Annotated in this window: 27 protein-coding genes and 2 pseudogenes; 13 read left to right on the top strand and 16 right to left on the bottom strand. The window is 67.3% G+C overall.

What is annotated here, in order from left to right; all coding sequences use genetic code 11:
• Positions 1-78 precede the first annotated feature (78 nt).
• Positions 79-672: a DUF4126 domain-containing protein gene (locus D3H54_RS07565; protein ID WP_149378520.1), complete on the bottom strand. Its 594-nt coding sequence runs from the start codon at positions 670-672 to the stop codon at positions 79-81.
• A 60-nt stretch (positions 673-732) separates the two neighbouring features.
• Complete coding sequence (locus D3H54_RS07570; RefSeq protein WP_149378521.1) at positions 733-1,374, bottom strand: NADPH-dependent F420 reductase; 642 nt, start codon at positions 1,372-1,374, stop codon at positions 733-735.
• Between the two features lie 92 nt (positions 1,375-1,466).
• On the opposite strand from D3H54_RS07570, the gene D3H54_RS07575 reads away from it, so the two are divergent.
• Complete coding sequence (locus tag D3H54_RS07575) at positions 1,467-2,039, top strand: TetR/AcrR family transcriptional regulator (protein ID WP_149378522.1); 573 nt, start codon at positions 1,467-1,469, stop codon at positions 2,037-2,039.
• On the opposite strand, the gene D3H54_RS07580 is transcribed toward D3H54_RS07575, so the two are convergent.
• From D3H54_RS07580 to D3H54_RS07610, 7 genes are all read right to left on the bottom strand, one after another.
• Entirely contained in the window at positions 1,999-2,388 is a 390-nt protein-coding gene (locus tag D3H54_RS07580) for a nuclear transport factor 2 family protein (RefSeq protein ID WP_286199162.1), read from the bottom strand. The two genes, D3H54_RS07575 and D3H54_RS07580, sit on opposite strands and share 41 nt — an antisense overlap.
• A gap of 71 nt (positions 2,389-2,459) precedes the next feature.
• Positions 2,460-3,134, bottom strand: a complete 675-nt coding sequence (locus D3H54_RS07585) for a methyltransferase family protein (protein ID WP_149378523.1) — start codon at positions 3,132-3,134, stop codon at positions 2,460-2,462.
• Positions 3,135-3,141: 7 nt separating this feature from the next.
• On the bottom strand, positions 3,142-4,731 hold the full coding sequence (locus D3H54_RS07590; RefSeq protein WP_149378524.1) for an ABC transporter permease: 1,590 nt from the start codon (positions 4,729-4,731) through the stop codon (positions 3,142-3,144).
• Positions 4,728-5,651, bottom strand: coding sequence for an ABC transporter ATP-binding protein (locus D3H54_RS07595; RefSeq protein ID WP_149378525.1), 924 nt, complete (start codon positions 5,649-5,651; stop codon positions 4,728-4,730). Before D3H54_RS07595 ends, D3H54_RS07590 begins: the two co-directional genes overlap by 4 nt.
• On the bottom strand, positions 5,617-6,294 hold the full coding sequence (locus tag D3H54_RS07600) for a TetR/AcrR family transcriptional regulator (RefSeq protein ID WP_149378526.1): 678 nt from the start codon (positions 6,292-6,294) through the stop codon (positions 5,617-5,619). Before D3H54_RS07600 ends, D3H54_RS07595 begins: the two co-directional genes overlap by 35 nt.
• Positions 6,295-6,383: 89 nt before the next feature.
• A complete protein-coding gene (locus D3H54_RS07605) occupies positions 6,384-6,809 on the bottom strand; it encodes a hypothetical protein (RefSeq protein WP_149378527.1) in 426 nt (141 codons plus the stop codon).
• Positions 6,810-7,287: 478 nt separating this feature from the next.
• Positions 7,288-7,953: an O-methyltransferase gene (locus D3H54_RS07610; RefSeq protein WP_149378528.1), complete on the bottom strand. Its 666-nt coding sequence runs from the start codon at positions 7,951-7,953 to the stop codon at positions 7,288-7,290.
• Between the two features lie 221 nt (positions 7,954-8,174).
• Here D3H54_RS07610 and sigE point away from each other — a divergent pair, with 221 nt between their 5' ends.
• The 4 genes from sigE (at position 8,175) to tatB (ending at position 11,517) form a co-directional block, all read left to right on the top strand.
• Positions 8,175-8,948 carry an RNA polymerase sigma factor SigE gene (gene sigE / locus D3H54_RS07615; RefSeq protein ID WP_432246511.1) on the top strand — a complete coding sequence of 258 codons (774 nt, stop codon included), beginning with the start codon at positions 8,175-8,177 and terminating at the stop codon, positions 8,946-8,948.
• A 146-nt stretch (positions 8,949-9,094) separates the two neighbouring features.
• Positions 9,095-9,529 (top strand): anti-sigma E factor RseA, encoded by a 435-nt coding sequence (gene rseA, locus D3H54_RS07620; RefSeq protein WP_149378529.1) that lies wholly within the window; start codon positions 9,095-9,097, stop codon positions 9,527-9,529.
• A 79-nt stretch (positions 9,530-9,608) separates the two neighbouring features.
• The gene (htrA, locus tag D3H54_RS07625; RefSeq protein WP_149378530.1) at positions 9,609-11,108 is read left to right on the top strand and encodes a serine protease HtrA; all 1,500 of its coding nucleotides are present in this window, start codon (positions 9,609-9,611) and stop codon (positions 11,106-11,108) included.
• Between the two features lie 4 nt (positions 11,109-11,112).
• Entirely contained in the window at positions 11,113-11,517 is a 405-nt protein-coding gene (gene tatB, locus D3H54_RS07630; RefSeq protein ID WP_149378531.1) for a Sec-independent protein translocase protein TatB, read from the top strand.
• A gap of 4 nt (positions 11,518-11,521) precedes the next feature.
• Here tatB and D3H54_RS07635 read toward each other — a convergent pair whose 3' ends face one another.
• The 4 genes and pseudogenes from D3H54_RS07635 to D3H54_RS07650 all read right to left on the bottom strand — a co-directional run.
• On the bottom strand, positions 11,522-12,664 hold the full coding sequence (locus tag D3H54_RS07635) for an Mrp/NBP35 family ATP-binding protein (RefSeq protein ID WP_149378532.1): 1,143 nt from the start codon (positions 12,662-12,664) through the stop codon (positions 11,522-11,524).
• Positions 12,665-12,742: 78 nt separating this feature from the next.
• Positions 12,743-13,918, bottom strand: coding sequence for a lytic transglycosylase domain-containing protein (locus D3H54_RS07640; RefSeq protein ID WP_149383404.1), 1,176 nt, complete (start codon positions 13,916-13,918; stop codon positions 12,743-12,745).
• A gap of 117 nt (positions 13,919-14,035) precedes the next feature.
• Positions 14,036-14,590: a DUF1003 domain-containing protein gene (locus D3H54_RS07645; protein ID WP_149378533.1), complete on the bottom strand. Its 555-nt coding sequence runs from the start codon at positions 14,588-14,590 to the stop codon at positions 14,036-14,038.
• 4 nt (positions 14,591-14,594) lie between these two features.
• Positions 14,595-15,894 (bottom strand): annotated as a pseudogene (locus tag D3H54_RS07650) (magnesium transporter MgtE N-terminal domain-containing protein); the annotation flags it as partial.
• Between the two features lie 24 nt (positions 15,895-15,918).
• On the opposite strand from D3H54_RS07650, the pseudogene D3H54_RS07655 reads away from it, so the two are divergent.
• Positions 15,919-16,886, top strand: a pseudogene (locus tag D3H54_RS07655) (HpcH/HpaI aldolase/citrate lyase family protein).
• Here D3H54_RS07655 and D3H54_RS07660 read toward each other — a convergent pair.
• Both D3H54_RS07660 and D3H54_RS07665 read right to left on the bottom strand, forming a co-directional pair.
• Positions 16,883-17,356 carry a DUF4190 domain-containing protein gene (locus tag D3H54_RS07660; RefSeq protein WP_149378535.1) on the bottom strand — a complete coding sequence of 158 codons (474 nt, stop codon included), beginning with the start codon at positions 17,354-17,356 and terminating at the stop codon, positions 16,883-16,885. The pseudogene D3H54_RS07655 and the gene D3H54_RS07660 sit on opposite strands and share 4 nt — an antisense overlap.
• A 4-nt stretch (positions 17,357-17,360) precedes the next feature.
• Positions 17,361-17,981, bottom strand: coding sequence for a DUF4190 domain-containing protein (locus tag D3H54_RS07665; protein WP_149378536.1), 621 nt, complete (start codon positions 17,979-17,981; stop codon positions 17,361-17,363).
• A gap of 163 nt (positions 17,982-18,144) precedes the next feature.
• Here D3H54_RS07665 and D3H54_RS07670 point away from each other — a divergent pair, with 163 nt between their 5' ends.
• From D3H54_RS07670 to D3H54_RS07695, 6 genes are all read left to right on the top strand, one after another.
• Positions 18,145-18,663 (top strand): general stress protein, encoded by a 519-nt coding sequence (locus D3H54_RS07670; protein WP_036343845.1) that lies wholly within the window; start codon positions 18,145-18,147, stop codon positions 18,661-18,663.
• A 185-nt stretch (positions 18,664-18,848) separates the two neighbouring features.
• The gene (locus tag D3H54_RS07675) at positions 18,849-20,261 is read left to right on the top strand and encodes an ABC transporter substrate-binding protein (protein WP_149378537.1); all 1,413 of its coding nucleotides are present in this window, start codon (positions 18,849-18,851) and stop codon (positions 20,259-20,261) included.
• Between the two features lie 100 nt (positions 20,262-20,361).
• The gene (locus D3H54_RS07680; RefSeq protein WP_149378538.1) at positions 20,362-21,246 is read left to right on the top strand and encodes a carbohydrate ABC transporter permease; all 885 of its coding nucleotides are present in this window, start codon (positions 20,362-20,364) and stop codon (positions 21,244-21,246) included.
• Positions 21,246-22,082 carry a carbohydrate ABC transporter permease gene (locus D3H54_RS07685; protein ID WP_149378539.1) on the top strand — a complete coding sequence of 279 codons (837 nt, stop codon included), beginning with the start codon at positions 21,246-21,248 and terminating at the stop codon, positions 22,080-22,082. The genes D3H54_RS07680 and D3H54_RS07685 overlap by 1 nt, the downstream gene beginning before the upstream one ends.
• A gap of 11 nt (positions 22,083-22,093) precedes the next feature.
• The gene (locus D3H54_RS07690) at positions 22,094-23,266 is read left to right on the top strand and encodes an ABC transporter ATP-binding protein (protein ID WP_149378540.1); all 1,173 of its coding nucleotides are present in this window, start codon (positions 22,094-22,096) and stop codon (positions 23,264-23,266) included.
• The gene (locus tag D3H54_RS07695; protein ID WP_149378541.1) at positions 23,267-23,863 is read left to right on the top strand and encodes a suppressor of fused domain protein; all 597 of its coding nucleotides are present in this window, start codon (positions 23,267-23,269) and stop codon (positions 23,861-23,863) included. It abuts the gene before it with no gap.
• A gap of 4 nt (positions 23,864-23,867) precedes the next feature.
• On the opposite strand, the gene corA is transcribed toward D3H54_RS07695, so the two are convergent.
• Positions 23,868-24,971 carry a magnesium/cobalt transporter CorA gene (gene corA, locus D3H54_RS07700; RefSeq protein ID WP_149378542.1) on the bottom strand — a complete coding sequence of 368 codons (1,104 nt, stop codon included), beginning with the start codon at positions 24,969-24,971 and terminating at the stop codon, positions 23,868-23,870.
• A gap of 137 nt (positions 24,972-25,108) precedes the next feature.
• Here corA and D3H54_RS07705 point away from each other — a divergent pair, with 137 nt between their 5' ends.
• Positions 25,109-26,278: an NAD(P)-dependent malic enzyme gene (locus D3H54_RS07705; RefSeq protein ID WP_149378543.1), complete on the top strand. Its 1,170-nt coding sequence runs from the start codon at positions 25,109-25,111 to the stop codon at positions 26,276-26,278.
• Positions 26,279-26,294: the final 16 nt, after the last annotated feature.

The following is a 26,294-nucleotide window of genomic DNA, read 5'->3' on the forward strand; positions in this document are numbered from 1 at the left end:
AGCACGCGACCGCCAGTACGCACAGAGAAGTTCGGATGCGGCGGCCCACCTGCGCTCAGTGCCCCACCCCGGTGCCGGTTAAACCGGCCGCCGCGCAGCCTTTCGCCGTCGCCGGCGCCGCCACAGCGCGACCGCGGCCCACGCCAAGGCGACCATCACCACGAGCACCAGTGCGGGGATGAGGATCGCGATGAACACCAGTGCGACGCTGACGATGTCCTCGATGGTGCTGAGCACCGGCGCCGCGGTGCCGGCCGAGGCGACGTTGGCCGCCGGGCGGACCGCGGTCTTGGTCAGGTGGACCACGAGGGCCGTGACGACGCCGATCGCGACCGGAACCCACTGACCGGTGCGGGCGAACTCACCGGGATCGGTGACCGCGGCGGTCTGCGCGGCGGTGCCCGACCCGAAGACGATGCCGCCGGCCGTCGGGCGGACGAACGTCTGGACTACGTCGTTGACCGAGTCCAGGGCAGGGATCTTGTCGGCGACGATCTCGATCAGCAGCAGGACCGCGACGATGGCGATCACCCAGCCGTTCTCCAGCCACGACCAGCCGGCCGGCAGGGAGACGAGGTCGGTGAACCGGGCCAGCAGGGCAAGGGAGAGCAGCGGGATGTAGGCGTTGAGGCCCGCGGCGGTGGCCAGCCCGAAGCCGGTCATCAGCTCCATGACGTCTCCTCATGCCGTGACGGTCTTCCCGTACAGGATGACGCGTCACCGCACGCGGCGTCAGGCGTCGGTGAGATCCATGTCCGCCGGCGTGGCGCCGCTGATGGGTTGGGAGATGAAGCTGCGGGTGGTCAGCGGGCCGCCGAACTGCTGCAGCAGGCCGCCTTGGTCGTTACGCCCGAGGTCGATCGCTTCGAATCCGAACCGCTCGATGAGTTCCGCCACCTCGCCGTTGGCGCCCGCGTCATTGCCGGATACGAACAGCACGCGGCGTCCGCCGTGACCGTCGCCGGGTTCGTGGGCGAGCACCTTGGCCCAGGTATGTCCGAACGCCTTGACCACGCGAGCGTTGGCCGACCACTCCTCGACCAGGTCCGAGGAGGCGGGGCCGCCCAGGTCGGCCGGCGAAAAGGTGCTGTAGTCAATGGCATTGGTGGCGTCGACGATGATGCGCCCGTTCCAGTCGGGCACCTGTCCGACCAGACTCTCGACCGCGTCGAACGGAACGGCCAGGACGACGACGTCGGCGAGCAGGGCATCGGAGACTTCGGTGGGCACGATGTGCGAGCCCAGTGTGTCGGCCAGCAGCGCGACTCCCGCCGGTCCTCGCGATGCGGCCACCGCGACGTCGAGGCCGATCCGCGCGAAGTGGCCCGCGACCGCCGATCCGATGTTGCCGGAGCCGATGATGGCATAGGTCATGTCAGCGTCCTCGCAGTTTTGTAGTAACCGTTAAAGTTATTTGTTGCGACGTTAGCAGAGTCCGCGATCGGGCGACGCCTAGGATCGACGCCATGGCTCGGCCCCCGAAGTTCGACCGCGCAGAAGCGTTGCGTCGTGCCATGCACCTGTTCTGGGAGCATGGATTCGAGGGCACCTCGGTCAACGACCTCACCACGGCGATGGGCATTTCGGCTCCGAGTCTGTATGCCGCATTCGGGGACAAGCAGGCTCTCTACGACGCGGCGGTCGACCTCTACGAGCTGACCGCCGTGGTGCCGCCCGCGCTGGAAGCGGCCACCGCGCGCGAGGCGTTCGAGATGATGCTGGACCGCGCGGTCGAGCTGTACACCCGGCCCGGTCATCCACGCGGCTGCTTCGTCATCGCCGACCCGCTGCTGCGGCAGCGCAGGGGAGTTGGGCGCGCCGCCATCGCCGACCGGTTGCGGCAAGCTCAGCGGGCCGGCGACCTCGACGCCGAGGCGGATGTCGAGGCGCTCACCGATTTCATCGACACCGTCTTGCGGGGTTTGTCGGCCAAGGCCCGAGATGGTGCCAGCCGCAAGCAGTTACGGGCCGCCGCCGATGTCGCCCTCAGCGCCTGGCCTAAGCGGTCGAAGCGCCGGGCTCTCTCGTCACCACGGTGAACAACTGGGCAATGCGGTCGTTCTCGACGATCGCCACATCGAAACCGGAGATCAACGGCTGCGTTCCGTCGGAATCGGGGGCGAAGACGTCGAACGCGAGAAACCCCATGTTCGCGGTCTGACGCACGGGTCCGGACTGGACGAAACTCAGGCCCGCCAGGGGGCCGTCGAGTAGTGCCTGAGCCTTCTCGTGCAGCCGGTCTTGGCCTGTGACGGTCTCGTCGGCATCCGACCACCGCACGTCCTGCGCATAGTTGCGCCGAATCACCTCGAGCCGTCGTTGCGCATCCCGCTCGTTGAACACCGCCAGCAGATTCTCCTGCATGAGTCGAGTGATGTTCGGATTCAACGAGTTTCCTCTCTGGTGCACGCTTGGGGGCACTCGCAAACTTAAATGGTCATGCAAGTTAGGTCAAGTGCTCACCAGATCAGCGGCAGCAGGCGGTAGCGGACCTTCTGGGTGTACTGCCGATAACCGTCCAGCTCCTCGGTGAGCATCTTCTCCTCGTCGACGATCCGCGCCGCCATCAACAGCAGCCCGACGACGACCAGCAGCAGAGCCCAGTACGAGCCGAGCGCCAGCGCGATCCCGATCATCAGGATCACATTGCCGAAATACATCGGGTGCCGCACAAAGCCGTACAGGCCGGTGCTCACCAGCGGCTGGCCCTCCTCGACGGTGATGTTTGCCGAGGCGTATTGATTCTGGACCACCACCCACATCGCCAGGCCCAGACCGATCGCCACCAGCACGTCGCCGACAACCGACACCCACGCAGGCACATGCGACCAGCCGAAGCGGTAGTCCAAGGCCGGCACAATGAGCATTGCGGCGAACACCACGAACGTCCCGGCGATGATGATTTTCTGGACGGGCCGGCTCTCCGCCTTCACGCCGGCATGGGAGCGCCGTTCGACGGCCTCGGGATACTTGCGGCCCAGGTACAGCGTCGGGCCGAGGCTCGCGGCGCTGAACACCGCAAGGAAGGCCCAGCCCTGCCAATAGCTCACGGTCCCCGCGGGCACGAACAGCAGTACAGCGAAGGCTGCGATACCCGCGATCGACGAGATCGCGATGCGAACCGACGTTCTCATGACTCTCCTAGACGACGTCGCGGCGCCGGTAGACGACACCGGCGATCAGTGTGATGACGACGGCGATCAGCACCATCACGCCCAGTGCCACAACGGAAACCGATGACGGTGCGGTGGTACGCCCGACCGGCGAAGCTTCGATGAGCCACCGCGGCAGCCGCAACAGTGCACCGAGATACAACGCGACGATCACGAATGTCACGGCCAGCCAGCCGATGCCGGGGTGGCGCAGCGCCACGCCGAGGGCGGCGACGCCGGCTATCACCGCCATCGCGGGCAGGAAGGCCAGCGCGGCCGCGGTCAGCCGCGGGATCGTGGCGGGTTCGCCCAGCGTCAGGCCTGCACCGATGCCGTTGCCCAGGCCGGCGCAGGTCAGCAGTATTGCCGCGCCGGTCAGCGCCGCGCCGACCGCCGACAACAACCACGCCCAGCGTGACACCGCACCGGCCAGCACCGCCTCGCCGATCCCGGACTCTTCGTCGTGGCGTAGGCGTACCACCACCGTGACCACGTACGCGGTGGTCGCCGCGGCCAGGAACTGGGTCATCGTGGTGTAGACGCCGTCGGTGCCCTGCGCCGAAAGTACCCGGGCCAGAAGCTGATTGCCCTTGGCCGCGTCCAGCAGTGACTTGGTCATCGAACCGAATGCGGCCCCGGCGATCAGCAGCCCGATCGCCCAGCCCATGGTCAGGCCGCGGTGAATCACCAGCTGGAGTCCGAAGACCCCGCCGACCGGGCGCGCATGGGTGTGCTCGCCCGAGGAGGCCAGGACACCGTCGTCGTACTGACGTCGGCTCTCCAGCGCCACGGTGGCCGCGACGAGCACAACGGCCAGCGCGGCCAGCAACCCCAGCGGCCACCAGCGCAACGCGACGAACGGGCGCATCTGCTGTGCCCAGGCGATGGGGGAGAACCAGCTCAGGGCGCTGCCGGAATTGTCGATGACGTCGCCGGCGCCGCGCACCAACACGGCTGCGGCCAGCACCCCGAGCGCGGCTCCGGTGGCCGTTCTCGCTTGCCGCCACAACTGCGCACTCAGTGCCGCAACCGCACCGAAAATCGTTGCCACGGCGGTGATTCCCAAGCACATTGCCGCGGTGTCGACCACCGCGAAACCGCTGGCGGCCATGGCGATCGTCATGGTCACCGACAGCACGGCGTTGACCAGCGCCATGACGATCAGTGCGGCGGCGGTGCGGGCATGACGACCGACGATCGAGGACAGCACGAGTTCGGCGGCACCGCTTTCCTCTTCGGCGCGGGTGTGGCGAATGACGGTCAATATCGCCAGGATCGATGCCGCCACCATCAACGTCAAGGTCAGTTCGTTGGCCATCATGACGCCGAGGTCGGTCTCGTTGCCCCCGAACATTGGACCGCCCAACATGATTCCGGCCGGGGTCTTGAGTAGATCCACCCGGGCCTGGCGCTGTGCCACATCCGGGTAGGCGAGTTTGATCGCATTGGGGGCGTACACCATCATCAGTGTCAGAGCCGAGATCCACCCGGTCAGCCGGATCCGGTCGCGACGCAGCGCAAAGCGGACCAGCGTGCCGGTTCCGGTCAGCCGGGTCGGGGCTGCGGCAGTCGCGATCATGATGCCGGCGTCCGGTATTCCCGCAGGAACAGGTCTTCCAGTGAGGCCGGCGTGACTGTCAGGTCCGCGATCCCGAGCTGGGTGAGATGCACCATCGTCGCGTCCAGCACATCGCGGCCGACGGTGAACCGGACCTGGCCGTCAGTGATGTCCACGTCGTGCACGCCCGGCCATCGGGTCACCACGGTGGGGTCGCGGTGGGTGCGTGCCGTCACGGTGGTGCGCATCAGGTGCTGGAGCTGGGCCAGTGGCCCGGATTGCACGGTGCGCCCGGCACGGATGATGGTGACTGTGTCACAGACCTTTTCGACCTCGGCCAGGACGTGACTGGAGAGCAGTACCGCGGCGCCGCGACCGGCCACCTCGCGCACGCACTCCTGAAAGACGTTCTCCATCAACGGGTCGAGGCCCGACGTCGGTTCGTCGAGAATGTAGATGTCGGCGTCGGTGGCGAAGGCGGCAACCAGCGCCACCTTCTGGCGGTTGCCCTTCGAGTACGTGCGGGACTTCTTGTTCGGGTCGAGTTCGAAGCGTTTGATCAGCCAGTCTCGGCGGCGGGGGTCCGCGCCACCGCGCAGGCCGCACAGGAAGTCGATCACCTGACCGCCGGTCAGGTTCGGCCACAGCGTCACGTCCCCGGGTACGTAGGCGATACGCCTGTGCAGCGCCACCGCATCGTGCCACGGGTCGCCGCCGAGCAGACGCACGTGCCCTCCGTCGGCCCGCAGAAGTCCCAACAGGATGCGGATGGTGGTGGACTTGCCTGCCCCATTGGGTCCCAGGAAACCGGCGACCGAGCCGGCGCGGACGGTCAGGTCCATACCGTCCAGGGCTCGGGTCCGGCCGAAAGTCTTGACCAGACTGTGGATTTCGACCGCCGCGGTGTCAGTCCGCGCTGTCGGTGCCGATGCCGTCGTCATGTTGTTCTCCCTCGGTGTGGGTCACAATTTCGCCGTGTGCGGCGAAGCTGTCGAACATCGTCGAATCGGTGAGCAGGCCCTCGGTGTACAGCTCGAGGGCCGGCAGCATCATCTCGTTGGCGTAGTCGTGCAGAACAGCCCGTAAATCCGTTGGGTTGTCATGCAATTGGAGATAGAGCAGGAAGGCGCCGCCGCCTGCCATGCCGAGATACTTCGCCCGAGCGGCCGGGTCGCGGCTCGGCTTGATGGTGCCGGCGCGGACACCGTCGTCGAGGTAGCCCTCGACGTTGGCGAACATGGTGCGCCACAGGTTCCTGGCCAACTCGCCGCCGGTCTGCATGCTGCGCACCAGGTAGGCCATCATCGGCGCGAACGACTCGATCTCCGCCGCCGCGGCCAGCCAGGTGGCCGGGTCGGTGGAGCGGATCGTCTCCGATTTCTCGCTGCGGATCTCTTCGGCGATGTAGTCGTCGCACGCTTGGCGCAATCCGTCCTTCGACCCGAAGTGGTGGATGACGAGCCCGGGGCTCACCCCGGCCGCCTCGGCGATCGCCCGAACCCCGACGTCGAACCCGCGCGCGCCGAACAGCTCGATGGCGGCGTCGCGGATCCGGGCCACGGTGGTCAGGTCCGTTGAACGCATGTTTAGGATGCTAAACACTTGTTCAATCGGCGGTCAAGCACGTACCGCCGTCGAGTCGAGGATTTCGTGGTGAGGCGGTCGCCGACGCCTCAGGCGGCAGCGCGCAAGGTGACTGGCTCGACTGCCACCGGCGCGGGCCGGGCGGCACGGTTGAGCAGGATCTCGAATGTTCGGGCGGCGCCGATCGACCCGTAGGAGTAGGGCTGCTCCCGGTGGAGCGATTCGCCGGCGCGGTCATCGATGGTGACCCGGACCCGGTGGCTGTTCGGGTCGCCGGTCGAGCCGGTCTCGGTGACGGTCGCCGACAGACCGGCCAGTGGGATTCGCACCGCGTCCTGGCGGCAGCCCACGATGAGCAAACTCTTCGTGATGCGCAACTCACCCCACGTTGCCAACACGCCGTCGCGGCGGTTACGGCGACTTTGCGAGAGATCGAAAAAGACGGCGGTAATTCCGAGGAGGACGAAGGGCACGATCAATGACGCCACCATCACGGGGCTTATCCGTGGATCCATATTCTCCCCCCAGAAACACCGTGCGGTGCCAGCCGTTAACGGCCGGACATATTCCCGCAATATTTCTGCCTCGCACCGACTTTGGCGTAAGGATGCCCACGAAAACAGTAAGGCAAACGCGCTTGCGATGACTCTTGTCGAGCAGAGTCGCCCTCAATCACGATGACCTCACGGTTGGAAATCCTATTGAGTCGAAGGCGCGGATAACTGCACTTTTGGAGAGTTTGCTGGAATTGCACATAGTGGACTCATAGCAACGATTTACCAGCTGAGAATTTGCCCTGATGCGCGCGAACATCGGGTCTGACGGTTCCGAAATTGGCATGTTTCTGCTGGTGGCAGGATTTCCTCGCGCACGACGGCAAGATCGAGTACCGCGCAATCTGCACGCTCGTTGAATATCAGCAAACTTCAAGCGTGAACATGAAGTGGAAGGGTCCGCCGTCCACGGTGATCACCGGATCATCCGCACTGCGGATCAGTCGCGGGCGGCGACCAGGATTCCGTCGCCCAGCGGGATCAGCACGGGGGTGAGGCGCTCGTCCTCGGCGATCAGTCGGGCGGCCTCCCGCACGGCAGCGACCTCGGCATCGTTGGCCGCCGGGTCCCCGGCGCGGCCGCCGAGCGCGGAGCGGTGCACGACAATCGCGCCGCCCGGGCGCAGCAGACGGATGCCCTCGACGATGAAATCGGCCTGATCTGACGGTGCAGCGTCGAGAAACACCAGGTCATAGGACTCGTCGGCCAGCCGGGTGAGCACTTCCTGAGCTCGTCCGGCGATCAGCCGGGTGCGGGACGGGCCGATCCCGGCCTCGTTGAACGCCTGCTTGGCGATGCGCTGGTGCTCGGGCTCGATATCGATGGTGGTCAGGACACCGTCGTCGCGCATGCCCGACAGCAGCCACAGCCCGCTCACGCCGGCACCGGTACCCACCTCGACAACTGCTTTGCCGCCGGACAGCCGGGCCAGTACGCTGAGCAGCGCTCCGACCGCCGGTGTCACCGCTCCGGCGCCGGCGTCCACAGCTCGCTCCCGGGCGGCCGCAACAATGGCGTCCTCGGAGATCGAACCCTCCGCATGGGCGAGTATCCGGTCGGCGCGGCTGGCCTCCGGCTGGCCTGTTTGGTCCTCGTTAGTGGCCATTCTCAGCAGCGTAGGCGCAGTTGGATCGGCGGGTGGGCAGGCGCGCCCGGCGCCGAATGAGTGCCGAATCGGCCGGTCCGAGGGGTCGGGCGGGAACGTCAAGGATGACGCGCCGTCCAGCAGTGAAAGAGCTGGACACGAATAGATAACGAAAGTATTTCTTAGTCAAACCTTAGTTAGCTCAAATCGCTCCCACACAGGATTGGGGAACGGTAGCGGGCATGGAACAGAGCCCCCGCTGGTCGGGGAATATGCCCGACAACGGTCGCGTTGTCAGGCTTGATGCGGTCGACGGCACCCAGCCGTCAACGCAGATCAACCAGGAGGATCCGACGACCACCACATTGATGGCTCCGGCGCACATGTCGCACCCCGAGCAGCTGGGGGAAGCCGAGTGGGTTGAGCCGTCCGAGGAACTGCAGGGCACTGCGGTGTTCGATGCCACCGGCGACCGGACGGCCATGCCGTCGTGGGACGAGCTGGTGCGGCAGCACGCCGACCGGGTGTACCGGCTGGCCTATCGCCTGTCGGGCAACCAGCAGGACGCCGAGGACCTCACCCAGGAGACCTTCATCAGGGTGTTCCGCTCTGTGCAGAACTACCAGCCCGGCACGTTCGAAGGCTGGCTGCATCGCATCACCACCAACTTGTTCCTCGACATGGTCCGTCGCCGCGGCCGCATTCGCATGGAGGCGCTGCCCGAGGATTACGACCGGGTCCCCGCCGACGAGCCGAACCCCGAGCAGATCTACCACGACTCTCGACTGGGTGCGGATTTGCAGGCTGCTCTGGATTCGTTGGCGCCGGAGTTCCGTGCCGCCGTCGTCCTGTGTGACATCGAGGGTCTGTCGTACGAGGAGATCGGTGCGACGCTCGGCGTCAAGCTGGGCACCGTGCGCAGCCGCATCCACCGCGGCCGTCAGGCGCTCCGCGACTATCTGGCAGCCCATTCGGGCCAGCGGGGACTGGCTGACTTCACGGCCGAATCGGCGTAGACCGACAGGCAGCGGCCAAACTGTGGCCGGCATGTCATGTCGCCGAGGGTTTCGCGCGCTACATTCGATCTAGCGGCGCGGCGCGCCAGCCATGGGCACCCATGGTCAGCGACGCGGCCGACGCGAACCCCGAGAGGAGCGCAGTGATGGTCGACCGTGGACACATGTTCCGTCGAGCATTCTCCTGGTTGCCCTCACAGTTCGCCTCGCAGAGCGACGCGCCCATCGGGGCGCCGCGGCAATTCGGTTCCACCGAGCATCTGTCCATGGAGGCGATCGCCGCGTATGTCGACGGCGAGTTGCGGATGAAGTCGTATCTGCGGGCGGCGCACCATCTGTCGCTGTGCCCGGAGTGTGCCGCCGAGGTCGAGGGTCAGAGTCAGGCCCGCACAGCGTTGCGGGATTCCCTTCCGATCAGCATGCCGAGCAGCTTGTTGGGACTGTTGTCGCAGATCCCGCAGGCGGCGCCGGACGATCCCGGCGCCCCGGACGGCCGGAGTCGCCCGGGCGGCGACATCCAGTCCGGACTCGCCGATCAGTTAGCTGAACGCACAGACCGTGACCGGCGTAAGCGCCGGTAGGGTGGATGTGAAATCGGGCAGCGTCGTGCCCGGTCCCACAGTGCGCGCTCGCGGCTGAGCGCTTGGATAGAGGTTGAACTTGAGCCCCAATCAGGACAACTCCGGCAGCAGCCCCCGGCTGGCCCCGCGTCCGGTCTCCCGGCCTGCCGTCGACCCGGCCGCCACCCGCACGTTCGGGCGCCCCCAGGGTGTCGACGGCTCGTTCGTGGCCGAGGAGCTGCGTCCCGCCAAGTTCCGCGGCGAGGTCGAATTCCAGCCCAAGGACCATGTCCCGGATCCGGTGCTGGGGGAGGCGTTCGGAAGGCCCTATCCGGGTGGTGACTCGCTTCAGCGACATCCCGCCGACGCCGGGGCGCTGGACGCTGAGCGCGATGGAGATGCCGACGACGTCGACGATCCCTGGCGGGATCCGGGGGCCGCGGCCGCGCTCGGCACGCCGGCACTGCAGCAGGCGGCACCTGTCGTCGTGGCCGGGCCCACCGGCAAGCTCGGCGTGCGTGACGTGCTGTTCGGGGGGCGGGTGTCCTATGTGTCGTTGGCCCTGTTGGGCATCATCGCGCTGCTGATCGGGTTCGCTGGCGGCTGGGTGGGCCGCAAGACGGCCGAGGTCGTCGAGGCGTTCACCACCTCGAAGGTCTCCCTGGCCACCAACAGCACCGGTGAGGTGCCGCCCGGCCGGTTCGCCAAGGTGGCCGCGTCGGTCGCCGACTCCGTCGTCACCATCGAGGCGGTCAGCGACGACGAAGGCGCCCAGGGCTCCGGCGTCGTCGTCGACGGCCGCGGCTACATCGTCACCAACAACCACGTGATCTCCGAAGCTGCCACCAATCCGAGCAAGTTCAAGATCTCGGTGGTGTTCAACGACGGCAAGTCGGTGCCGGCCAACCTGGTCGGCCGCGACCCCAAAACCGACCTGGCGGTGCTCAAGGTCGACAACGTCGACAACCTGACGGTGGCCCGCTTCGGGGATTCCGACAAGGTTCACGTCGGTGACGAGGTGATCGCCGCCGGTGCCCCGCTGGGCCTGCGCAGCACCGTCACCCACGGCATCATCAGCGCGTTGCACCGGCCCATCCCGCTCTCGGGTGAGGGATCGGACACCGACACCGTCATCGACGCCATCCAGACCGACGCCTCGATCAACCACGGCAACTCCGGTGGCCCGCTGATCGACATGAACTCTGAGGTGATCGGCATCAACACTGCCGGAAAGTCGTTGTCCGACAGTGCAAGTGGCCTCGGCTTCGCGATCCCCGTCAACGAGGTCAAGCAGACTGTCGAGGCGTTGATCAAGGACGGCAAGGTCGCGCACCCGACGCTCGGGCTCTCGGCGCGTTCGGTGAGCAACGACCTCGCCCAGGGTGCTCAGGTGGCCAACGTCAAGGCGGGCAGTCCCGCCGAGAAGGCCGGCATCCTCGAGAACGACATCGTGGTCAAGGTCGGCAATCGCACCGTGGCCGACGCCGACGAGTTCGCGGTCGCCATCCGCCAGCTCAAGATCGGTCAGGATGCGCCCATCGAGGTCATCCGCGACGGCCGCAAGGTCACGCTGACGGTGAACCCCGCGCCGGACAACTGACCCGATGTTCGCGAACGTCGGGTGGGGCGAAATGCTCGTGCTGCTGGTCATCGGGCTGGTCGTTCTGGGCCCCGAGCGGCTGCCGGGCGCCATCCGGTGGACGTCGAACTCGTTGCGGCAGGCCCGCGACTACGTCAGCGGCGCCACCAGTCAGCTGCGTGACGATCTCGGCCCGGAGTTCGAGGATCTGCGCCAGCCGCTGAGCGAGCTGCAGAAGCTGCGCGGTATGACCCCGCGGGCCGCGCTCACCAAACACCTTCTCGACGGCGACGATTCGTGGATCGGCGAGGCGTTCCAGGCGCCGGACACAGTGAAGCCGCACAGCGCGCCGCCCCCGCACGCGGTGGTGCCGAAACCCGAGCCGTTGCCGCCCGGCACGCCAGCGCCGTTCGACGCCGACGCCACCTGATCGCCTACAGGTGGCGGGTGGTGTCCAGGCCCAGCGACATCCCGGCCAGCCCGCGCCGTCGTGCCGCCAGCTTGTCGGCGATGCCCCGCAATTCCTTGCCGGCCGCCGAATCGGGCGCTGAAAGAACAAGCGGCACACCGGAATCGCCGGCCGCCACCAACGCGGGGTCCAGCGGCACCTGTCCGAGCAGGGGCACATCGGCGCCGACCGAACGGGTGAGGCTCTCGGCGACCTGGCGGCCGCCGCCTTCGCCGAAGATCTGCATCGTGGTGCCGTCCGGCATGAGCAGCCCCGACATGTTCTCCACCACGCCGACGATGCGTTGGCGGGTCTGCAGTGCGATCGCCCCGGCGCGTTCGGCCACCTCGGCGGCGGCGAGCTGCGGTGTCGTCACCACCAGGATCTCGGCGCCCGGAACAAGCTGAGCCACCGAGATCGCCACGTCGCCGGTGCCCGGCGGCAGGTCGAGCAGCAGCACATCGAGATCGCCCCAGTACACGTCGGCAAGGAACTGTTGCAGCGCCCGGTGCAGCATCGGTCCCCGCCACACCACCGGTGCGTTGCCCTGGGTGAACTGGGCGATCGAGATGACCTTCACGTCGTGGGCGACCGGCGGCAGGATCATCGACTCGACCTGGGTGGGGCGGTCGTCGGTGCCCATCATGCGCGGCACCGAGTGGCCGTAGATGTCGGCGTCGAGCACGCCGACCGACAAGCCCCGAGACGCCAGCGCCGCGGCCAGGTTGACCGTCACGCTCGACTTGCCGACACCGCCCTTACCGGAGGCGACGGCGTACACCCGGGTCAGCGAGCCGGGCTGGGCGAACGGGATCACCGGTTCGGGCGCATCGCCGCGCAGTTGCTTGCGCAGTTCGGTGCGCTGCTCGTCGTTCATCACATCGAGCGCGACGGTCACCGCCGCGGTGCCCGGCACATCGGCGACGGCCTGGGTCACCCGCTCGGTGATCTCGGTCTTCTTCGGGCACGCGGACGTGGTGAGGTAGATCTCGACGTGCACGGCGCCGTCGTCGGCGACCGAGATGCTCTTGACCATGTTGAGCTCGGTGATCGGCTTGCGCAGTTCGGGATCGATCACTTTGCCCAGCGCAATGCGCACCTGGGTCTGCAGTTCGCTCTTTTCGGACATCAGGGCCGAGTCTAGGTTGTGCGACCCCTGTCAGCGGAAACGGCCTGAGAAGTGACGCGACGTCCGTTCAAGTGCAACCTAGCTGGCCGGGCCCGGCAGCGCACCGTGCACGGCAGGCAGCGGCGCCACCGGCACCTCCGCGACCGGCTCGGGGGCCGGCGGCGGGGGTGGCAACAGCCACGGCGGCTGCCACGGGGGCGGCGGCGCTTCCGGCATCGCCTGAGGCTGGACGGCCACCGGCGGGGGAGCCTGCGAACCGAGGCAGATCACCTGGCACGGCTGCGACGGTAGCTCACTGACCGGGCCGGGCAGCGGGCCGAGCGCCAGCGATCCGGCCGTCTCGGTGTTGTTGATGCTGAGCTGCGCCAGCGGATCGGTCGGCGGCAGGCCGATGGCATTGAGCGGCAGACCCGGGCCCAGGCCCTCCGGGTTCTCCAGGTGGGCGTCCCCGAGAGCGGGTGCCGGTCCGACGATCGGCGGCAGGTTGATCGGTTCCACGCCGGTGGCGTAGGCGGCGGCCCAACCCAGCACGTTCTGGGCGTAGGCCATCGAGTTGTTGTAGCGCAGGATCGCGGTCAGCACCTGCGACTGGTTGCGTAGGTTCAGCCCGCCGCTGCACAGGTAGCGGGCCGCGGCCAACGCCGCGTCGTAGACGTTCTGCGGATCGGCCTTGCCGTCGCCGTCGCCGTCGGCGGCGTAGCGCGACCAGGTGCCGGGCAGGAACTGCATGGGTCCCATCGCCCGCGCATACACCGGGCGGCCCGCCTGGACGGTCTGGACGATGACCTCGTTGCCCGACAGGGTGCCGTCCAGCGTGGGGCCGTAGATCGGGTTGATCGCGGTGCCACGGGCATCGGTGGCGCCGCCGTTGGCGTGCATGGATTCGATGCGGCCGATACCGGCCAGCAGGTTCCAGCTCAGCCCGCAGCCCGGTGCGGCCACGGACATCTTCTGTTCGGCATTGCGGTAGGCGGCCAGCGGAACCGACGGGATGCGCAGGGACCCGATCGAGCTGACCACCATCGCCGGCGGCGGAGCCGACGGGGTGGCCGCGGCGAAGTGAAAGTTGGTGGGCTGCTTGGTCAACGCGACGACGGTGACACCCGAGGTGTCGACTTGCGGTGACACCGCGGCCAGGGGCATGACTTCCTTGCCGACCACCGGCGCGTGCGGTAGGTCGGGGGCTGCGCTGACCGCACCGGCGAGCACGACCGGGGTGAGCACAGCAATTCCGAACGCAGGCTTCCGCACCATCCGGCTGACGCGGTTTCCTATGCCCACTCGTCCGTCCTCAGATCATGCCGCCTGTGTGAACCAAGTCACCATACATATCTTCGTGACCTCAGTGGTATCCAATGGTCACCTTTGTCACTAACTCACCTCGTCGTCGACGGGCTCGACGGCCGATCGGGCCTTCTTCGCTTTGTCCTTCTTGGCCTTGCCGCCGTTTTCGGACTGCAGCGATTCCAGCAGGTCGCGGATCTCCTCGAGTTCGCGGCGAAGGTAGTCGCGGGTGGCGACCTCACCGACGGCCAACCGCAGCGACGCCAGCTCGCGGGCCAGGAACTCGGTGTCGGCTTTGGTCTGCTCAGCGCGCCGGCGATCCTCCTCGAGCGAGACCCGGTCGCGGTTCTCCTGCCGGTTCTGCGCAAGCAGGATCAGCGGCGCGGCGTAGGCGGCCTGGGTGGAGAACGCCAGGTTGAGCAGGATGAACGGGTAGGGGTCCCACCGCAAGCTCACCGCGAACAGGTTCAGCCCGATCCAGACGATGACCAGGATCGTCTGCCACGCGAGGTAGCGCCCGGTGCCCAGGAAGCGGGCGATCGATTCACTGAACCGGCCGACCGCCTCCGGATCGACGTTGAACGACAGCCGACGCGACGAGCGGGGGGTGTCGAGGCGTTGGCGCGCGGACGACTCGCTCACGTCGCCCCCTCTGCGCTGGCCGTCCGCTCGGACAGTTGTGGATCCTCGTAGCTTTCCCGCCAGTCGTCGGGCAGCAGATGGTCGAGCACGTCGTCGACGGTCACCGCGCCGAGCAGGTGGTTCTCCTCGTCGACCACGGGACCGCAGACCAGGTTATAGGCGGCGAAGTACCGCGTCACCCCTGCCAGCGACGTGTTCGGCGTGCAGCTGGGCAGGTCGGTGTCCACGATTCCGCTGACCAGGTTGGCGGGCGGTTCGCGCAGCAGCGCCTGCAGGTGCACGCAGCCCAGATAGCGACCGGTGGGGGTGGCGGTCGGGGGTCGGACCACGAACACCAGCGACGCCAGCGCCGGCGTCAGGTCGGGGTCCCGCACCCGGGCCAGTGCTTCGGCGACGGTGGTGTCGGGCGCGAGCACCACCGGGTCGGAGGTCATCAGACCGCCCGCGGTGTCGGGTGAGTGGCTCAGCAGGCGTCGCACCGGCTCGGAGTCCTCGGGGTCCATCCGCCGCAGCAGCACCTCGGCCTCGGTCGGATTCAGCACACCGAGAAGGTCAGCGGCGTCATCGGGGTCCATCGCCTCGAGGACGTCGGCCGCTCGTTCGGTGTCGAGCTGCAGCAGCAGAACGGTCTGGTCGTCCTCGGGCAACTCCTGGAGGATGTCGGCCACCCGCTCGTCGTCGAGCGCGTTGATCACCTCGGTGCGGCGCTTGGCGGGCAGATCGCGGATCGCGTCGGCCACCTCGATGGGGCGCTGGCCTTCGAACTGGTGCAGCAGCTGGGCCACGCCCTGGCCGGGCATCGACAGCGCCGACGGGGTCAGGCCCTGCACGTTGTGCCAGTCCACCACCTGGATCGTCGAACGACGGCCGAGCCGGCGGTGGCTGCGCACTGCGACCCGGGTGACCACCCAGTCCCGGACGCGGGACTGCTCGATACCCAGGTCGACGACGATCACGTCCACACCGGACATCTGCGGCAGCTCGGGGTCGTTGACCCGGACCCGGCTGTCGAGGACCTGGCCGAGCACCAGGACCTCACCGGGCCGCTGCGCGAAACGGCGCAACGACACATTGCCGGTGGTGAGGGTGACGGCGTTCGGCTCGATCGCGGTCACTCGCAGTATCGGCACGAAAATTCTTCGGCGAGTGAGCATTTCGACCACCAGGCCGAGGACGCGCGGTTGCTGGCGGACGATGCTCATGCTGATCACGACATCGCGAACGCGGCCGAGGGATTCTCCATCCGGACCGAGCACGGCCAGTCCCGCCAGCCGCGCCGCGTACACCCTGTTCACCGACGCCATAAGTCAAAGGGTAGGAGTGTAAGCGTGGAGAACGCCTATCGACCCCGTCGAACCTGCTTGTCGGTTCCGGGCAGCAGTCTCAAGATGATCGAGAAGGCCAAGGCATTGCCTGCCGACGAAGTGTTCCTCGACCTCGAGGACGCGGTCGCGCCAGATGCCAAGGCGCAGGCCCGCAAACAGGTCGGTGCGGCGTTGGCGAGCCCGGGCTGGGCAGGTCAGCTGCGGGGGTGCGGGTCAACGACTGGACCACGCCGTGGACGTACTCCGATGTGATCGACGTGGTGTCCGAGGTGGCCTCGGCCCGCGACGGGCATCTCGACGTCATCGTGCTGCCCAAGGTGACCGACGCCAGCCACGTCCATGCCCTCGACCTGTTGCTGACCCAGCTCGAGCTGACCCACGGCCTGCCGGTCGGGCGGATCGGTGTCGACGCCCAGATCGAAGATGCCAAGGGACTGGCCAACATCCATGCGATCGCCGCCGCGCCGCGGGTGCAGGCGTTGGTGCTCGGCCCGGCGGATCTGATGGCGAGTCTGAACATGCGCACCCTGGTGGTGGGTGAGCAGCCGGAGGGTTATGACGTCGGCGACGCGTATCACCACGTGTTGATGACGATCCTCGTCGCCGCCCGCGCACACGGCATCGCCGCGATCGACGGGCCGTATCTGAAGGTGCGCGACGTGGCGGCGTTCCGGCGAGTGGCGGGCCGCGCGGCAGCGCTGGGCTACGACGGCAAGTGGGTGCTCCACCCCGACCAGATCGCCGCGGGCAACGAGATTTTCTCACCCGCCCAAACCGAATACGACCGCGCCGAGCTGATTCTGGAGGCCTACGACTGGCACACGTCGACGGCGGGCGGGGCTCGCGGCGCGGTGATGCTCGGTGACGAGATGATCGACGAAGCCAGCCGCAAGATGGCGCTGGTGGTGGTCGGCAAGGGCCGGGCGGCCGGCATGCAACGTCAGGGTGAGCGGTTCACCCCGCCGAGCTAATAACTGCTGGGTGACGTAGCGGTACTGGCCGCGAGGATGACGACGAACGCGATGTAGAGCACGATCAGGGCGACGATCACCGCGCCGATGGCCACGCCGGCCACCGCGAGCCCGAAGCCGTCCTGCCCGGTGCGCTTGGTTTCCCGCATCGCGACGATCCCGAGAATGATGCCGGCGACCGAGGGCAGCCCGCACAGCAGCAGGCCGGCCAGCGACGTCACCAGCGCCGCGATGGCTTTTCCGTTGGTGCCCGGCGGTTTCGTCGGCCGGTACGGGTCGTAGGGATCGCCATAACCGGGGTAGCCGGGGTAGGCAGGCGGCGGGTACGGGTAGCCCGGGTATCCCGTCGGCGGGGGGTAAGGCGCCGGGTACACCGGCGGTGGCATCGCGGGGAAGTTCGCCGGATAGTCCAGCGGCGCGTACGGATCAGCCGGCGGCGGTGTGCCCTCCGGGTGTGGGGGATACGTCATCGGGTCAGCGCCAGGCGTAGATCGCCCAGATCATGCTGATGATCAGGGTTGCGACGCCCACCACGATCCCGGCGATGGCCAGGCCGTAGCCGCCCTGCCGGGTTCGCTTGATCTGGTTGAGCGCGAGGATGCCGCAGACGATCCCGACGATCGAGCCGATCCCGCACAGCAATCCGATGACCGACGCCACCAGCGACGAGATCGCCAAGGTGTTGGTGCCCGTTGGCGGGGCCGGGTAACCGTAGCCGCCTTGATACGGCGCCGCGCCGTACTGCGGCGGCGGAGGCGGGTAGCCGCCGGGTTGCGGAGGCGGATAGGCCGACGGTTGCTCGGCATAGCCGGGTGCCCCGTACGCCCCGGGGGACGGCGGCGGGTAGCCCGGCTGCGGGCCGTAACCCGGCGGCGGATAGCCGGGCGCGCTGTAGCCCGGCGGCGGCGGGTAGGCACCCGGCGCGTCGTAGCCGGGATAGGCCGGCGGGGTGGGCTCATAGCCCGACGGGGCACTCTCGTAGCCGGGTGACGCCGGGCTCTGTTCGATGGGCGGGGCTTCGTGCGTCCCCTCGGACGGGCCCTGTTCGCCCGCGTTCTGCGGCTTTTCGCCGGAGTCGCCGCCGGAAGCTGTCATGCTGTTCAACCTAGCGTATGTGCAGGTGGCGCGGGGCTGGCTTGCTGTTGGGGCACCAACGCCCGCGGTACCACGTTGATCAGGTTGATCAGGGATCTCACCCGCTTCGAGCGGGTGCGACACGACACGACAAACGCCGCGCACGACAGGAGAATGAGCAGTTATGACCAGCCCCTTCCCACAGGGTCAGAACCCGGGTGGCGCAGCCGCCGCGTCACGCCGCGGGCCGGTCGGCCTGCCCACCCCGCCCAAGGGGTGGCCGATCGGCTCGTATCCGACCTACGCCGAGGCCCAGAAGGCCGTCGATTACCTGTCCGACGAGCAGTTCCCGGTGGAGCAGGTGACCATCGTCGGCGTGGACCTGATGCAGGTCGAGCGTGTGACCGGCCGGCTGTCCTGGCCCAAAGTGCTGGGCGGTGGCGTGATCACCGGCGCCTGGCTGGGCATCTTCATCGGCCTGGTGCTGGGATTCTTCAGCCCCAACCCGTGGGCGTCATTGATCACCGGCGTCGTCGCCGGCGTCATATTCGGATTGATCACCTCGGCGGTCCCGTACGCGATGGCGCGTGGGACAAGGGATTTCAGCTCCACCATGCAACTGGTCGCGGGCCGCTACGACGTGTTGTGCGATCCGCAGAGCGCCGAGAAGGCGCGGGACATGCTGGCGCGCTTGAAGATCTGACGCGCTGATCACGGCGAATGCGGTCACGATCTGGCCGCATCCGGCGTGGGAGTGTTGCACATCACGGCAGGAGAGCTCTACGGTTTGGCCGCGGGGCACTGTCCTGCCGTGATGCAGCCTGCGCCGAGCGCGGACAGCTGCCGCACGTATCGCGAAGGCGGGTGAAGACAGGAGGCGGTTGGGAGATGGCTTGCCCAGGCGCACGCGCTCGGCGGGTTGGCGCGGCCGCGATCGCCGCACTGACATGCGCCTCGTTGGTCTCGTCGTGCAGCTCCGGCGACCAGGGTCTGGTGGTCAGCTTCTACACACCGGCCAGTGAGACGGCGACGTTCACCGCGGTTGCCAAGCGCTGCAACTCCGAACTCGGCGGCCGCTTTCGCATCGAACAGCGCAGCCTGCCCAAGGCTGCCGACGACCAGCGGCTGCAGTTGGCGCGCAGGCTGACCGGAAACGACCGCACGCTCGACGTGATGGCTCTCGACGTGGTGTGGACCGCGGAGTTCGCCGAGGCCGGCTGGGCGCTGCCACTGTCCGACGACCCGGCCGGACAGGCCGAGTCCGATGCGACCGACAACACCCTGCCCGGCCCACTGCAGACGGCCAAGTGGCAGGACAAGCTATACGCCGCACCGGTCACCACCAACACCCAATTGCTCTGGTATCGAGCCGATTTGGTGGCACCACCGCCGGACACCTGGGACGGTATGGTCGCGGAGGCCACCCGGTTGCACGCCGAGGGCAAGCCCAGCTGGATCGCGGTACAGGCCAAGCAATACGAGGGCCTGGTGGTCTGGTTCAACACCTTGCTGGAAAGCGCTGGCGGACAGGTGCTTTCCGATGACGGCAAGCGGGTCACGCTGACCGATACGCCCGAGCACCGGGCGGCGACGGTCAAGGCGCTACAGATCATCAAGGCCGTCGCCACCGCGCCGGGGGCCGACCCGTCGGTCACCCAGACCGACGAGGGTACGGCGCGACTGGCCCTCGAACAGGGCAAGGCGGCGCTGGAGGTCAACTGGCCCTTCGTATTCGCCTCCATGCTCGAGAATGCCGTCAAGGGCGGGGTGCCGTTCCTGCCACTCAACGACAAGCCCGAACTGAAGGGCAGCATCAATGACGCAGGCACCTTCTCCCCGAGCGACGACCAGTTCACCGTCGCCTTCGACGCGTCCAAGGAGGTGTTCGGGTTCGCCCCCTATCCGGGGGTGATCCCGGGCCAGCCCACTCGCGTCACCCTGGGCGGGCTGAACCTCGCGGTGGCCAAGACCACCCGGCATGCGGCCGAGGCGTTCGAAGCGGTGCGCTGCATTCGCAACTTGGAGAACCAGAAGTACACGTCGATCGAGGGTGGTCTGCCCGCGGTGCGCGCCTCGCTGTATTCCGATCCCGCGTTCCAGCAGAAGTATCCGCAGTACGCGATCATCCGCGATCAGCTGACCACCGCGGCGGTGCGTCCGGCGACACCGAACTATCAGGCGGTGTCGACCCGAATTTCGGCGACGCTGGCTCCCATCACCGCGATCGACCCGGACAAGACCGCCGACGAGCTCGCCGAGCAGGTGCAGAAGGCGATCGACGGAAAGGGGTTGATCCCGTGACCGCCCCAGGGCGATTACCGAGCGAGACCGCCGCGCGGTCTGATCCGCGTCGGACCGAGTCGCGTCCGCCACCCCCGCCCGCGCGTCGGCGAGTACTGCGATCCGCAGCGACGATCGCCGGTCCCAGCGCAAGCTCGCCTACCTGCTGATCACCCCGGCCGTCGTTCTCATGCTGGCGGTGACCGCCTATCCGATCGTGTACGCGCTCTGGCTGAGCATGCAGCGCTACAACCTGGCCAGCCCGGCCGACACGAAGTTCATCTGGTTCGAGAACTACCAGACCATCTTGAGCGACAACTACTGGTGGACGGCGTTCGTCATCACGCTGGTCATCACGGTGATCTCGGTGGCCATCGAATTCGTGCTCGGCATGGCGCTCGCACTGGTCATGCACCGCACCATCTTCGGCAAAGGGCTGGTGCGCACCGCGATCCTCATTCCGTACGGCATCGTCACAGTTGCGGCCTCCTACAGCTGGTACTACGCGTGGACGCCGGGCACCGGCTATCTCGCCAACCTGCTTCCGGACGGCAGTGCGCCACTGACCCAACAGATTCCGTCGCTGGCGATCATCATCCTGGCCGAGGTGTGGAAGACCACCCCGTTCATGGCGCTGCTGCTGCTGGCCGGGCTGGCGCTGGTGCCCGAGGATCTGCTCAAGGCCGCCGAGGTCGACGGGGCAGGTCCGTGGACCCGGCTGGTCAAGGTGACATTGCCGTTGATCAAACCGGCGATCCTGGTGGCCCTGGTGTTCCGCACGCTTGACGCGTTCCGCATCTTCGACAACATCTACGTGCTGACCGGTGGCGCCAATGACACCGCCTCGGTGTCGATCCTCGGTTACGACAACTTGTTCAAGGCATTCAACATCGGCCTCGGCTCGGCGATCAGCGTGCTGGTGTTCCTGTCGGTGGCCGTCATCGCGTTCGTCTACATCAAGCTGTTCGGCGCGTCCGCGCCGGGCACCGACAACGAGGTGCGCTGATGGCTGAGCGGGTCGGCACCCGGCGGGCGGTGAGCTGGATCGTGATCGACGCGATCGTGGTGATCTACGCACTCTTTCCGGTGTTGTGGATTCTGAGCCTGTCGCTCAAGCCCACGTCGACGGTCAAGGACGGCAAGCTCATTCCGTCGGAAATCACCTTCGACAACTACAAGGGCATCTTCAGCGGCGACGCGTTCAGTTCCGCGTTGATCAATTCGATCGGCATCGGACTGATCACCACGGTGATCGCTGTGGTGATCGGGGGCATGGCGGCCTACGCGGTGGCCCGGCTGGAGTTCACCGGTAAGAAGGCGCTGATCGGCGCCGCGCTGCTGATCGCGATGTTCCCCCAGATCTCCTTGGTGACACCGCTGTTCAACATCGAGCGCCGGCTCGGTCTGTTCGACACGTGGCCCGGATTGATCATTCCGTACATCACGTTCGCGCTGCCGCTGGCGATCTACACGTTGTCGGCGTTCTTCCGGGAGATTCCCTGGGATCTGGAGAAGGCCGCCAAGATGGACGGCGCGACACCGGCTCAGGCGTTTCGGCGGGTGATCGCGCCGCTGGCCGCACCGGGCATCGTGACGGCGGCCATCCTGGTGTTCATCTTCGCGTGGAACGACCTGCTGCTGGCGCTGTCGCTGACCGCCACCAACGCCGCGATCACCGCGCCGGTGGCCATCGCGAACTTCACCGGCAGTTCGCAATTCGAGGAGCCGACCGGGTCGATCGCCGCAGGCGCGATGGTGATCACGGTTCCGATCATCGTGTTCGTTCTGATCTTCCAACGAAGGATCGTCGCCGGGCTGACCTCCGGCGCGGTGAAGGGGTAGCGAGGTTTTCGATGGCCGAGATAGTCCTGGACCATGTCAGCAAGAATTATCCGGACGGCGCAGTCGCCGTGAAGGACCTGAGCCTGACGATCGCCGACGGCGAGTTCGTCATCCTGGTCGGGCCGTCCGGCTGCGGTAAGTCCACCACCCTCAACATGATCGCCGGCCTGGAGGACATCAGCGCCGGAGAACTGCGGATCGGCGGTGACCGGGTCAACGAGAAGGCACCCCGCGAACGTGACATCGCGATGGTCTTCCAGTCCTACGCGCTCTACCCGCACATGACCGTCCGGCAGAACATCGCGTTCCCGTTGACGCTGGCCAAGTTGAACAAGGCCGACATCGCCAAGAAGGTCGAAGAGACAGCGAAAATCCTTGACCTGACCGAACTTCTGGACCGCAAGCCTTCGCAGCTGTCCGGCGGCCAGCGCCAGCGGGTCGCTATGGGCCGGGCGATCGTTCGCCAGCCCAAGGCGTTCCTGATGGACGAGCCGCTGAGCAACCTCGACGCGAAACTGCGTGTGCAGATGCGCGGTGAGATCGCCCGGCTGCAGAACCGGCTGGGCACCACCACCGTCTACGTCACGCACGACCAGACCGAGGCGATGACACTCGGTGACCGGGTCGTGGTGCTGCGCGGCGGCGAGGCGCAGCAGATCGACACGCCAAGCGAGCTCTACGGGCGGCCGGCGAACCTGTTCGTGGCCGGCTTCATCGGTTCGCCGGCGATGAACTTCTTCCCGGCAACGCTCGACGGGATGAGCCTGCGGCTGCCGTTCGGCGAGGTGACGCTGAGCCAGGACGTGCAGAACGTCCTGAGCCAACATCCCAAGGCCGCCAACGTCATCGTCGGCATCCGGCCCGAACACTTCGAGGACGCCGCACTGCTCGACGCCTACGAACGCATCCAGGCCACGACCTTCGAGGTGACGGTGGATCTGGTCGAGTCGCTGGGCGCCGACAAGTACGTGTATTTCAGGACCGCCGGTGACAGCGCGAAGGCGGCCCAGCTGGCCGAACTGGCCGCCGAGTCCGGTGCCGGTGAGAACGATTTCGTGGCAAGGCTTTCCGCGGATTCGAAGGCGGCGATCGGGCAGTCGGTCGAGTTGGCGTTCGACACGACCAAGCTGCACATCTTCGACGCCGACAGCGGAGTGAACCTCACCATTGCACCCGCGGGTTAAGTGAGCGAGCCCCTGGATTCGGTCCGCGCTCACGTACGCGGCCACTTCGCCGACACCGGCATCGACGCCGAGCCGGATTCGGCCAGCGTGACATTCCTCGGGCTGGAACGCATCGAGGTGTTGCGCTTCGGGCCGGACGCCGGCGGTGTGGCTCACTATGTGACGCTTGGCTGTTCGCGGCACCCGATGACCGAGCCGACGGCCGGCATCGCCGACCCGTTGCACGGCCCGCGCGCCGAGGTCGTCCTCGCCCTGCGCGCCACCACCCCGCCCCCGGGACTGGCCCGCAGCCTGGCCGTCGTGGCGGCCACGCCCGCCGTCGAGGGGGTGGTGCTGGTCGCCGACGCTCTGATCGACCTGTCCGCGCCGCTATGGGACGGTGCCGCGTTCACCGCTGTGCTGCTGGGTGATTCGGCTCTTCCCGACCTGCCGTTGGAGGCACCCCGCGACCCGGTGCGCTTCCTGGCGGCGATCCCGGTGACGCAGACCGAGGCGGCGTGGGTACGACTCAAGGGTGCCGACGCGATGCGCCAGGCCTGGCTCGACGACGGAGTCGACGTGCTGGATCCGAACCGGCGTGCAGCGCAACCGGGTTAGGCCATCACAGCCAGTTGTTGCGCCGGAAGTTCAGGTAGAGGAACCCGCAGACCGTCGCCATGAGGGCGAGCACCGCCGGGTAGCCCCAGGTCCATGACAGTTCCGGCATGTGCTCGAAGTTCATGCCGTAGATGCCCGCGATCATCGTCGGCACCGCGGCGATCGCGACCCACGCCGAGATCTTGCGCATGTCGACGTTCTGCTGCATGCCCACCTTCGCCAGCGCGGCCTGCACCAACGACGACAGCATCTCGTCATAGGACTCGATCCGGTCGGCCGCCTGCGCCGCGTGGTCCAAGACGTCGCGCATATAGCGCAGCACCTCTTTGGACATCAGGTCCTTGAAGTCGGGATTGAATCGGCCGAGTGCGACGGTGAGAGGTGAGACCGCCCTTCGCAATTCGACGACTTCCCGCTTGAGCAGATAGATCGGCTCGATGTCGGTCTTCTTCAGCGGTGAGAAGGTCTCCGACTCGATGGCGTCGATATCGCATTCCATCAGCTCGCTGACGTCGCGGTAGGTGTCCACGACGTGGTCGGCGATCGCGTGCATGACCGCGTACGGGCCCAGGGCCAGGTGCTGGCGTTCCTCTTCCAGGTGTTTGCGAAGCCCGGCCAGTCCGGTGTGGTCGCCGTGGCGCACCGTCACGACGAAGTCGGGGCCGACGAACACCATGATCTCGCCGGTTTCGACGATTTCACGGGCCAGCGCGACCGACTCGTGCGGCACGTAGGTCACCGTCTTGAGGACCAGGAACAGCGTGTCGTCGTAGCGTTCGACCTTGGGGCGCTGGTGGGCGTGCACCGCATCCTCGACCGCCAGCGGGTGCAGGCCGAACACCTCGGCCACCGCCTGCATCTGATGTTCGTCGGGTTCGTGCAGACCGATCCAGACGAACGCCTTCTGTCCGCCGGCCTCGAGTTCGCGAACGCGTGCCAATGCGGCGGCGTGCGTGAACTTGCCGGCAAGCCGGTCGCCCTCGACGTAGACGGCGCAGTCGACCATGGCCCGCGCGACGGGCACATGGATGCGTTTGACGTCGACGGGGGTGGATCGGGTACGGGTCACTCCCAGCAGAGCCTGTGGGCGTGGACGAAACGACGGCATGACCCGACCTCCCCTTGAGCGGCAGGCGGGGCCCTGACGGGCCCCTCGGAAATGTTACGCGCCAGTAGTGTTGTCGGCGTAGTTCACGCCGGGGAGACCCTGGTCGGTGAGGTTTTGGGGGCGAGTACCCTGACGCCGTGTCCGAAACAGTGAGTACCCCCCGCGTCGTTATCGACGACGAAGAGATCTTCGCCGCTCACGTGGGCGGCAAGCTGTCCGTAGAGCTGAAGGCGCCGCTGGACACCCAGCGCGCACTGTCGATCGCCTACACCCCCGGCGTGGCCCAGGTCAGCCGCGCGATCGCCGCCGACCACACACTGGCTGCGCGGTACACCTGGTCCAATCGACTGGTCGCGGTGATCAGCGACGGCACCGCCGTGCTCGGCCTCGGTGACATCGGGCCCGCGGCGTCGCTGCCGGTGATGGAGGGCAAGTCCGCGCTGTTCAAGACGTTCGGCGGGTTGGACTCGATCCCGATCGTGCTGGACACCAAAGACCCGGACGAAATCGTCGAGACGATCATCCGTCTGCGCCCGACCTTCGGCGCGGTCAACCTCGAGGACATCTCCGCGCCGCGCTGCTTCGAGATCGAGCGCCGCCTGATCGAGGCGCTGGACTGCCCCGTCATGCACGACGACCAGCACGGCACCGCCATCGTCGTACTCGCGGCGCTGATCGGCGCCACCAAGGTGCTCGATCGCGACATGCACTCGCTGAAGGTGGTCATGTCGGGCGCGGGCGCCGCGGGCGTGGCATGCACGAACATCCTGCTGGCCGCGGGCATCACCGACATCACCGTGCTGGACAGCCAGGGCATCCTGCACGCCGGTCGCGACGACATGAACGCCGTCAAGGCCGAGCTGGCCACCCGGACCAACCCGCGTGGGCTCACCGGCGGGATCGCCGAAGCGCTCAACGGCGCCGACGTCTTCATGGGGGTCTCGGCCGGACTCGTTCCCGAGGAACTGATCGCAACGATGACCCCCGGCGGCATCGTGTTCGCGATGTCGAACCCGGACCCCGAAATCCACCCGGATGCGGCGCGCAAGCACGCGGCGATCGTGGCGACCGGGCGAAGCGACTTCCCGAACCAGATCAACAACGTTCTGGCGTTTCCCGGTGTGTTCCGCGGTGCGCTGGACGCGGGCGCGCGGCGGATCACCGAGAAGATGAAAGTCGCAGCAGCAGAGGCGATCTTCTCCGTCGTCGGCGACGACCTGGCGGCCGATCACATCGTGCCCAGCCCGCTGGATCCGCGGGTTGGGCCCGCGGTGGCTGCAGCGGTGGCGGCGGCATCCGAAGCCTGAGCGAAACTTGTTGAGG

It is taken from the genome of Mycobacterium sp. ELW1 (genome assembly GCF_008329905.1).
GTDB lineage: Bacteria > Actinomycetota > Actinomycetes > Mycobacteriales > Mycobacteriaceae > Mycobacterium.

What these genes read in the sequence shown, in the direction of transcription:
- D3H54_RS07570 (WP_149378521.1), bottom strand. Translation starts at nt 1,374, where the DNA reads ATGACCTATGCCATCATCGGCTCCGGCAACATCGGATCGGCGGTCGCG.
- D3H54_RS07640 (WP_149383404.1), bottom strand. Translation starts at nt 13,918, where the DNA reads ATGGTGCGGAAGCCTGCGTTCGGAATTGCTGTGCTCACCCCGGTCGTG.
- D3H54_RS07670 (WP_036343845.1), top strand. Translation starts at nt 18,145, where the DNA reads ATGACCAGCCCCTTCCCACAGGGTCAGAACCCGGGTGGCGCAGCCGCC.
- tatB (WP_149378531.1), top strand. Translation starts at nt 11,113, where the DNA reads ATGTTCGCGAACGTCGGGTGGGGCGAAATGCTCGTGCTGCTGGTCATC.
- sigE (WP_432246511.1), top strand. Translation starts at nt 8,175, where the DNA reads ATGGAACAGAGCCCCCGCTGGTCGGGGAATATGCCCGACAACGGTCGC.
- D3H54_RS07685 (WP_149378539.1), top strand. Translation starts at nt 21,246, where the DNA reads ATGGCTGAGCGGGTCGGCACCCGGCGGGCGGTGAGCTGGATCGTGATC.
- D3H54_RS07565 (WP_149378520.1), bottom strand. Translation starts at nt 672, where the DNA reads ATGGAGCTGATGACCGGCTTCGGGCTGGCCACCGCCGCGGGCCTCAAC.
- D3H54_RS07605 (WP_149378527.1), bottom strand. Translation starts at nt 6,809, where the DNA reads ATGGATCCACGGATAAGCCCCGTGATGGTGGCGTCATTGATCGTGCCC.
- D3H54_RS07635 (WP_149378532.1), bottom strand. Translation starts at nt 12,664, where the DNA reads ATGTCCGAAAAGAGCGAACTGCAGACCCAGGTGCGCATTGCGCTGGGC.
- D3H54_RS07665 (WP_149378536.1), bottom strand. Translation starts at nt 17,981, where the DNA reads ATGACAGCTTCCGGCGGCGACTCCGGCGAAAAGCCGCAGAACGCGGGC.
- rseA (WP_149378529.1), top strand. Translation starts at nt 9,095, where the DNA reads ATGGTCGACCGTGGACACATGTTCCGTCGAGCATTCTCCTGGTTGCCC.
- D3H54_RS07690 (WP_149378540.1), top strand. Translation starts at nt 22,094, where the DNA reads ATGGCCGAGATAGTCCTGGACCATGTCAGCAAGAATTATCCGGACGGC.
- corA (WP_149378542.1), bottom strand. Translation starts at nt 24,971, where the DNA reads ATGCCGTCGTTTCGTCCACGCCCACAGGCTCTGCTGGGAGTGACCCGT.
- D3H54_RS07675 (WP_149378537.1), top strand. Translation starts at nt 18,849, where the DNA reads ATGGCTTGCCCAGGCGCACGCGCTCGGCGGGTTGGCGCGGCCGCGATC.
- D3H54_RS07660 (WP_149378535.1), bottom strand. Translation starts at nt 17,356, where the DNA reads ATGACGTATCCCCCACACCCGGAGGGCACACCGCCGCCGGCTGATCCG.
- D3H54_RS07595 (WP_149378525.1), bottom strand. Translation starts at nt 5,651, where the DNA reads ATGACGACGGCATCGGCACCGACAGCGCGGACTGACACCGCGGCGGTC.
- D3H54_RS07610 (WP_149378528.1), bottom strand. Translation starts at nt 7,953, where the DNA reads ATGGCCACTAACGAGGACCAAACAGGCCAGCCGGAGGCCAGCCGCGCC.
- D3H54_RS07575 (WP_149378522.1), top strand. Translation starts at nt 1,467, where the DNA reads ATGGCTCGGCCCCCGAAGTTCGACCGCGCAGAAGCGTTGCGTCGTGCC.
- D3H54_RS07585 (WP_149378523.1), bottom strand. Translation starts at nt 3,134, where the DNA reads ATGAGAACGTCGGTTCGCATCGCGATCTCGTCGATCGCGGGTATCGCA.
- D3H54_RS07600 (WP_149378526.1), bottom strand. Translation starts at nt 6,294, where the DNA reads ATGCGTTCAACGGACCTGACCACCGTGGCCCGGATCCGCGACGCCGCC.
- D3H54_RS07590 (WP_149378524.1), bottom strand. Translation starts at nt 4,731, where the DNA reads ATGATCGCGACTGCCGCAGCCCCGACCCGGCTGACCGGAACCGGCACG.